Annotated in this window: 6 protein-coding genes; 5 read left to right on the plus strand and 1 reads right to left on the minus strand. The window is 63.1% G+C overall.

All coding sequences use genetic code 11. The features are described 5' to 3' along the window. Window positions 1-20 precede the first annotated feature (20 nt). Window positions 21-401 carry a transposase gene (locus AB0J16_RS56155; RefSeq protein ID WP_358556510.1) on the minus strand — a complete coding sequence of 127 codons (381 nt, stop codon included), beginning with the start codon at window positions 399-401 and terminating at the stop codon, window positions 21-23. A 501-nt stretch (window positions 402-902) separates the two neighbouring features. On the opposite strand from AB0J16_RS56155, the gene AB0J16_RS56160 reads away from it, so the two are divergent. From AB0J16_RS56160 to AB0J16_RS56180, 5 genes are all read left to right on the plus strand, one after another. Next, window positions 903-4646, plus strand: a complete 3744-nt coding sequence (locus tag AB0J16_RS56160; protein ID WP_358556513.1) for an AAA family ATPase — start codon at window positions 903-905, stop codon at window positions 4644-4646. Continuing rightward, the gene (locus AB0J16_RS56165) at window positions 4643-5200 is read left to right on the plus strand and encodes a hypothetical protein (protein WP_358556516.1); all 558 of its coding nucleotides are present in this window, start codon (window positions 4643-4645) and stop codon (window positions 5198-5200) included. Before AB0J16_RS56160 ends, AB0J16_RS56165 begins: the two co-directional genes overlap by 4 nt. After that, window positions 5188-6114 (plus strand): hypothetical protein, encoded by a 927-nt coding sequence (locus AB0J16_RS56170; RefSeq protein WP_358556519.1) that lies wholly within the window; start codon window positions 5188-5190, stop codon window positions 6112-6114. The genes AB0J16_RS56165 and AB0J16_RS56170 overlap by 13 nt, the downstream gene beginning before the upstream one ends. Window positions 6115-6182: 68 nt before the next feature. Then, complete coding sequence (locus AB0J16_RS56175) at window positions 6183-6356, plus strand: transposase (protein WP_358556522.1); 174 nt, start codon at window positions 6183-6185, stop codon at window positions 6354-6356. Window positions 6357-6844: 488 nt separating this feature from the next. Further along, window positions 6845-7945 (plus strand): serine/threonine-protein kinase, encoded by a 1101-nt coding sequence (locus AB0J16_RS56180; RefSeq protein ID WP_358556525.1) that lies wholly within the window; start codon window positions 6845-6847, stop codon window positions 7943-7945. Window positions 7946-7980: the final 35 nt, after the last annotated feature.

Below are 7980 nucleotides of genomic sequence, written 5' to 3' on the forward strand. Positions count from 1 at the left end.
CCGCGAAGTCTTCCCCATCATCACTGATGCACTCTCACCTGCGAAAACCTCGCCCACTGGAGCTTGACAAGCATAGGGGCGTCATCACGCTCGTCTTCCAGCTCGGCGCGTTCCTTCTCCCAGGCCGCCTTCTCCTTGGCGTGCTGCCGGGCGAGCTCAGCCTTCTCCCGCCGCAGCCGGGCCAGTTCCTCCTGCTCGGACTCCGTCAGCTTCCCGCTCCCACCGCCGTTGCCACCGACCTGGCCGCTGGCATGCCGATCCATCTGCATCCAGTTGTGCAGTGTGTACTCGTTGATACCAAGGTCCCGCGCGACATGCGAGACGGGCTTGCCGGTCTCCTTGACGATGCGCACCGCACCGGCTCGGAACTCCGGGTCAAACCGGCGCCTGGTCACTCCCACGACCCAACCTCACCTCAGGTTCGGTCTCCACGGTATGAGGGGAAGCGCACAAGCAAGGTCGGTGACCTGTGCAAAGCCATCGCCATCTTTCAAAACCAGAGCCTCGCACGGGCATCACGCGGACGAAAAGGGTCCGTGGCCGAACATGATGCTCCAGTACGGGGCGATTCAGGTTAAGGTCGGTAACCGTTTTCGGTCGCGTTGACAGCCATATTTTTCGTCAGTCCGTATATAAGCCTGCCATCTTCAATCTGAGCGATTGGAGAATCTGGGTGGATCGGTCCAGCGAGCCACCTAGCTGTGATGCGAGACGATTAGAGAGGAGGATGCTGGGTCTATAGCGGTTTTAATTAGCAGCGGAGTGTCCATAGCCAAGCTCGTGGCGACCCTCTATCTCTGCCGGCCGGTGGGACGCTGGCCTCGCCTTTCTTAGAGATCTGTCGCAAGTAAGACATGCCCAGGTTAAGATCATCCCCATCCCTGGTAACCGAGAGGCCCCCCATGCATGTGTCGGTCCGCGTCCCCTGGCATGATTCCGGCTGGAGCGGCACGGTCTGCCGTAAACCGCTCGACAACGCCTCATGCATCCTGTTGCCTAACATAGGCAAGAAACGCGACGATCAGTATGAAGTCGAGCACGCTGGCAAGTCACTGGACGAGCTGGACGCCCGCCGGATCGCCTGCGTGGGCGAGCGCGGGACCTTCCTGAGTTCCCGGCCGTACCCGGTCGTGCTGCAGCATCCGTACCGGCACAATCCAGCATTGCGCAACTTGCGGCCGACCACCATCGTCGTCCCTGCCTTCGGCGCGCAGGCGATCCCTTACTACTGGCTGCTCCGCGAGAGCATTGCAGAGGTAAGTCGCGAATACGATGTCGCGGACTTTGACGAGGAGCGAGAAGCGCTGGTCGATCGCGAGTTGGGATTCGCCCCCAACTGGGTGATCCACGGCGACAACCAGAAGGCATTGATCAGTCGGTTCTTCGACGATGTCGAGCCGAAGGAATCCCTGATCTTCTTCTACGCCAAACACTCACCGTTCGACGACCTCAAGACCGAGGGGCACCTACTGGTGGGCGCGGCCCGGATCACTAATCTCCAGCTGCCACGACCCTGGCAGACTGATGGCCCCACCCCATTTCCGAACTACATGTGGGAGACGGCCGTATCGCACACGCTACGCCCAGACGGCGCCGGAGGCATCCTGCTGCCGGTCACCGAACTGGCTGAACGACACGCACGGGGTGAGGACGTGCAGGACCTGCTGGCCTGGGCGCCGGAAAACGGTGGCCGCGAGTTCCGCTACGCGGCAGAACACGTCTCGCATGACAGCGCCATCGACGCGCTGGAGCGGCTCTTCCGCTCGGCCGAGCAGTGTCGGGAGGCTGGCATCGATGTGCCGCAAACCTCAATGGAGTGGGTGAGCGAATGCATCGGCGAGCTCTGGACCATGCGGGGCCCGGCTCCCGGCCTCGGCGCCGTCCTCGGAGCGCTCCAATTCCGCCACAGCAAGGTCCTGGCCAGGGAGATCGCCCGGGTCACTCCGGATGGCGCCGATCCATGGGAGGTCCTGACGGATGCGGTTTCCCATCCGCAGCGGTACTCGCGGGCCGTCTCCCGGCTGATCACTGACACGCATCGTAAGATCTGGCCCGGGTTCACGGCCGATAAGCTGCGGGTACTGCGGCTGCTCTCCCGGCTCCAGCTCACCAGCGATCAGGCAACCATCCTGTTCCGCAACCAGGGGATCAATCTGGAGCACGAGGACCTTCTGGCCGACCCCTATCTAGCTCACATCTGCACGGTGGGGACTGCCGCGCCGGTGCCGTTCGGCACCGTTGACCGCGGATGCTTCCCGCACGCGGACATCCGGGCACGGTTCCCCATGGCCGAGCCGACCGCCGTCACCGACCCCGACGATTCCCGACGGCTGCAGGCGCTGCTGGTGGAAACGCTGGAAGCGGCGGCACAAGAGGGTGACACCGTGATGCCGATGTCCGTCGCGATTCAGCGAATCGCGGACAGGCCACTGACGGAAGCATGCGGGATCACGGAGGAGAAGCTCAACGCACACGACCTCCACCCTGACAAGTTGACCTTCTCGATCGAATCGCCCTTTTGGCCGCCCCTGGTGGGTACCCGGCTGGCTGATGGTAGTCCCGCCTATAAGCTCGCCCGGCTGGAGCTTGTCGCGCACGTCATCCGCAGCGTGGTGGACGGTCAGTTCGCTCGGCCCCGACAGCCAGTTCCAAAGGATCTCGCAGATGCGCTCGACCGCGTGCTGGCCGAGTACGAATCGGAAACCGACCCCGAAGCCGAGGAGAGAGGACGCTCGGAGAAGAAGGCCGCGCTTGCTGAGCTCTTCTCAGCCCCGTTGAGCGTGCTGAACGGGCGGGCGGGAACTGGGAAGACCACCCTGATCAGGGCGTTGGCAGCGCATGAGAAGATCCGTTCCCGAGGCGTGCTGCTGCTGGCTCCGACCGGCAAGGCTCGCGTGCAGTTGCAGACCAAGGCCCGACACCCCGCGCAGACCATCGCCCAGTTTCTGACCAGGCATGGACGCTATCGCGATGACACCCGTTCCTATGTCCTGGCGCCGGACAAACCCAAGGCCCAGCTGTACGGGACTGTTGTCGTCGATGAGGCATCCATGCTCACGGAGGAGCAAATGGCGGCCCTGCTGGACGCGCTTCCCATTCCTGACCGGTTGATCCTAGTCGGGGATCCTCGCCAGCTTCCGCCCATCGGCGCCGGACGGCCCTTCGCCGATTTGATCCACCGTCTGGCGCCGCCTCCGGGCAGCGTCAGCTTCCCCCGCGTGGCACCTGGATATACCGAACTCACCGAGCTGCGCCGCCAGCGTGGGCAGGTCCGGGACGACCTCATGCTCGCCGCATGGTTCTCCGGCGATCCCATTCCTCCCGGTTTCGACGAGGTCTGGGAGCGTCTGCGTGCCGGGACACCGCTGGAAACCCTGGCGGCGGTCCCGTGGACCGCGTCGCGCGCTCTGGATGTCCTTGACCGCACACTGGCGGAGGAGCAGAGCATTGCTGATTCCAAGAGCTTCGAGATCTCCTATGGAGGCGAACTCAATGGGCCATGGGTCAACTTTCGCAAGGGCGCTGCGGCATCCTGTGAAAACTGGCAGATCCTCACACCGACGCGGGTGCACGGTTGGGGAACCGCTGAGATCAACCGGCATCTGAAGCAGGCCTTCCGCGACAAAGCCCTCAAGGATGCCTTGCGCCCGGTTCGGGAACGATGGGTTCCCAAACCCCTCGGGGCGGAGCAGGTCGTGCTCGGGGACAAGGTGCTCAACAACACCAACAGCCGGCGTAAGCCGTACCCCGAAGACACCGGACTGGGCTACGTGGCTAACGGCGAGATCGGCGTCGTGGTGGGGCAGGTGGGCAAGAAGGGAAGCAATCCCCGGCGAACGCAGGTCGAGTTCTCGTCGCAGGCGGGAACGGTCTACACCTATAAGGGTGCGGCGGAGGAGGACCCACCGCTGGAGCTGGCCTGGGCGATCACGATCCACAAGTCGCAGGGATCGGAGTTCCAGAAGGTCATAGTGGTGCTCCCGGGGACAGTGCGCAAGCTCTCTCGGGAGATGATCTACACCGCGTTGACGCGCCAGCAGGACAAGGTGATCCTGCTGCACGAATGCTCGATCGACGACCTGCGCGAGCTGACCGTCTCCACGAGCTCGGAAACCGCCCGGAGGCTGACCGACCTCTTCACGCCGCCTGCGCCACGCGAACTGTTCTTTCCAGATGGTGCATCTGCCGGCATCCTCGACGCAAAGAGAGTGCACATCACGGCACGGGGAGTGCTCGTCCGAAGTCACAGCGAGGTCATCATCGCAGACCTCCTGGATCGGATCGCTCCCAATCGATGGGGTTACGACCAGCCGCTCACCATCGACGGGGAGACCAAGCGCCCCGACTTCACGATCGTCGGGTCGGATGGACAGCTGATCCACTGGGAGCACCTGGAGATGTTCGGCAAGAAAGTCGATCACAGGTGGTGGGAAGAGCGCAAACGCTGGTACAGACAGGGTGACGTGCTGCCCCTCGCAGAGAGAGGCGGACTCGGTGACATCCTCCTCCGCACGGACGATAAGGACGGGGTGAACGAGCCCGCGTGGACCGAACTCGCGCGCCAGGCGATCGGGATCCTTCCCACCGGCCCGGTGATCCCCACTCCGGCGAAGGTTCGGCGCACTCCTCCCGGGAAGCGGGGGTGAAGGACGAGCTTGCTGCATGCGGCTTCGCGGTCATGGACGGCGAAGCCGTACCGGAGATTGCGGGGAGATGGGGGAACCCGCAGGCGATCGTCTCGCGGGAGCGAGACGACTCCTGGAGTCTGTCCGGGACGTACGGGCTGGAGGCGTTTCCGTGGCACACCGACGGGGCCATCTCGTCGCGGCCGCCCCGTTGGATCGTGCTTCGAGCCTTATCGATTCCCCAGACCACGCATACGGAGCTCCTCGATCCGGACCCGTCCCTGCTGGCCGGGCTGCGCCGCACCGTCCTGCGGGCTGTCGACAGTACAGGACGGGCGCGCCATTTGCCTGCGGCGGTGCCCGAGGAGGGGCGGTGGCGGGTGCGGTGGGATCCACGCGTCTGTGCCCCGCAGATCGGGCTGAGCCTGGATGAGGTGGACGCCCGAGCTCCCACGGCGATCATCGAATGGCGAGAAGGGCGTGTCGTGGTCCTCGACAATGCGCGCCTGCTGCATCGGCGTCCCGCCGTTCTAGCGGGCCGCGTCCTGGAGCGAACCTATGTGTGGAGCGAATGATGTGGGAGTACGACGGGTTCATTGCCAAGGCGCAGCTGTACTTCGCCAGGGCTGCTGACCATCGCACTGCAGAGAACGGCGTCCTCGCTCATTGGCTCCTCCTCGGACTAGAGTTCCTGCTACGCGCGCCACTCGCGAAGGTCCACCCGACGCTACTCGCTGACATGAACGGCGAGTCGATCATGGCTGCGGCCGGATATCCGAAACCCAACGGCCATCCGACATCTATTGCGCTCAAGACCGTCGTGGAACGGCTGGGAGTGATCGTTCCTGCATTCACGAAGGAGCGTGCGGCGGATGTCACCTATCTGGCGGGCTTGCGGAACGCGGAGGCACACAGCAGCTCGTCGCCATACGAGCAAGGGGTTGAACTGTGGTTGCCGCACTTCACGCGAGTAGTCGAGGTTGTGTGCGATCACCTCGAGTTGGAGCCGGCGGACATACTCGGCGACGCCCTGCTTGACCATGGACGAGCCTTGGTCGACGCTGCGGACAAGCGGCTGATCCACGAGGTGACGCAGCGGATCAAAGCAGCTGCCATGATCCGGAACAGCCTGTCCAACGAGGAGCTTATTGTCCGGCGGGCTCGTATCGGCACCATCTTTCGGGGACGGGCTGGACTCAACCTCATCGATGAGGCTGTGGAGCAGGTGCGATGCCCTGCCTGCGCCGAGGACATCCCATTGGAGCTAAGGTCCGTGCGCAGCACGAATGAGCGCATCGAGGACGACTGCATCTATCGCGACGTCGTCTACGTGGCGACGGGATTGTCCTGTCCGGTCTGCACTTTAAGGTTGGAAGGTACTGCCGAGATCCACGCAGCCGGGATTCAGCAACAGTACCTGCGTACCGAGCAGGAGTTGCTCGAGGATCGCTATGTAGGCTACGGCGAGCCCGAATACGGCAACGACTGACTAAGGTGCCGATCAGATTCCGGACAGTCAGCTACATAAGCTGACAGAAGTCTGGAAGAGGTAGGTGCGTGACGAGGCGCCATAGGCAGTTCTCGCCGGAGTTCAAGGAAGCCATCGGCATGGTGCTGGCGGGCGAGTGGACGGTCGCATCGGCGGCACACGAGTTCGGGGTCAATGCGAGCGCTCTGGGCAACTGGGTGAGCAGGCGTCATGGAGCGACCAGGCAGTCTATGGTGGCGTGAGCCCAGAGGCGGCGGCGCGGGCACTGGCTGAGATAGCGGACTGTCTCGGTGCGTCCATCGCGGAGTCGCCATCACGCACGGCCGAGGTCGTGCCGACCTCTATCGGCAGTGTCGTCGACGCAGATCGCTCGCGCGAGCCTTCTAGGCACTGGCGCTGATCACGGAGACCTGTCGTCTCAATCGACGCTTACAAACATTGGGCGCGTCGTGCAATATTGGGCCAAAAAACACTATATGTGATTGCTGCACCGTTCTTGATCCTAGATCTCGGCATCCTAGAGAGCCGGGTGCAATTACGGTCCTCAATGTCCGATTTCGATGGTGTGGAGAGAGTTCTCTTGGGGTACGCGTGAACCAGGGAATAGGGTTCACCGAATGCTGCCCGCGAGGTATCTTCGGTCCCATATGATGTTGATCACCCGATGAGGCGTGATGTGTCCGCACCCGGGGCGACGGGCAGGCGGCTGCGGATGACGGAGGGTGCGCCGATGGAGCCTTGGCAGCCTTTACAGGCCGGGGATCCGGACGAGTGTGGGGGGTTTCGCCTAACTCACCGCCTCGGGCAGGGTGGCTTCGGCGTGGTCTACCTCGGCTCCCGACGCGACATCGGGGATCCTGCAGCGGTGAAGATCTTCAAACCGGACTATGCGAAGTCTTCCATCTGGAGGCAGCGTTTTCTCCGTGAGATCGAGGCCATAAGAAAGATGGCAGGCGTGCACACTGCGGCGCTGCTTGATGCGGACGGCAGTGGCGACCCGGCCTGGCTCGCGACCAGGTACCTGCATGCCCCGTCCTTGGACCGTCTGATCGGCGGAGGTTTTGGCTATTTCGACGAACTCTGCGGGTGGTGGCTGGCGGCTGGACTCGGTGAGGCGCTGACGGAGATCCACGCGAAGGGCATACTGCATCGTGACCTCAAGCCGCAGAACATCCTGGTGGACCAGACTGGCCTGAAGATCATTGATTTCGGGATCTCGAAGTTCACCGAGGAACCCGGTATCACTATGGACGCGTCCTTCTTTGGATCGCGTCAGTTCACGGCCAACGAGCACATCCTTGATCCACGGAAGGCCACAGAGGAATCCGATGTGTTCTCGCTCGGCTCCGTGGTCGTATACGCGATGATCGGCCAGACTCCCTTTCATGGCATCGACGAGAGTCAGCGCATTCGCGGCTGTGAGCCGAACCTTGATGGACTCCCTGACGGGATGCGCTCATGGGTGAAGAAACTCCTGTCCAGCGAGCCGAAGGAGCGGCCAACGGCTATGACCGTGTTCCGCGAGGCGTTCGACAAGCTGGCAGATTACGCCGTGCCGCTCACTAGCGAATCGGGCCTGCCTCTACTGTCGGAGATCCGGGATTACATCGACCAATGGACCTTGCAACCAGTGCCCATGCCGGACCGGGCACTGGTCATGACGGGGAGCCCAAGCTCAGGAACAGACAGTTCCGGTAGTTCCCCCGGAGCCGGCAAGTCTCCTGGGGTTGAACCGCCGCCGGGAAGACCCCCGAAGCCTGAGTTCGGCGACGTTTGGCTGGCCAGATGGCACGAGGCTGCGGAGCACAGACGGGGCAGTTACGGCAGGTGAGACCTGCGAGGCGGTATAGATCGGCAGTAGGTCCT

It is taken from the genome of Nonomuraea sp. NPDC049750, from assembly GCF_040659625.1.
In the GTDB taxonomy this organism is placed as follows: Bacteria; Actinomycetota; Actinomycetes; order Streptosporangiales; family Streptosporangiaceae; genus Nonomuraea.

Coding starts and splice junctions, on each gene's coding strand:
- AB0J16_RS56160 (WP_358556513.1), top strand. CDS start 903: ATGCATGTGTCGGTCCGCGTCCCCTGGCATGATTCCGGCTGGAGCGGC.
- AB0J16_RS56180 (WP_358556525.1), top strand. CDS start 6,845: ATGGAGCCTTGGCAGCCTTTACAGGCCGGGGATCCGGACGAGTGTGGG.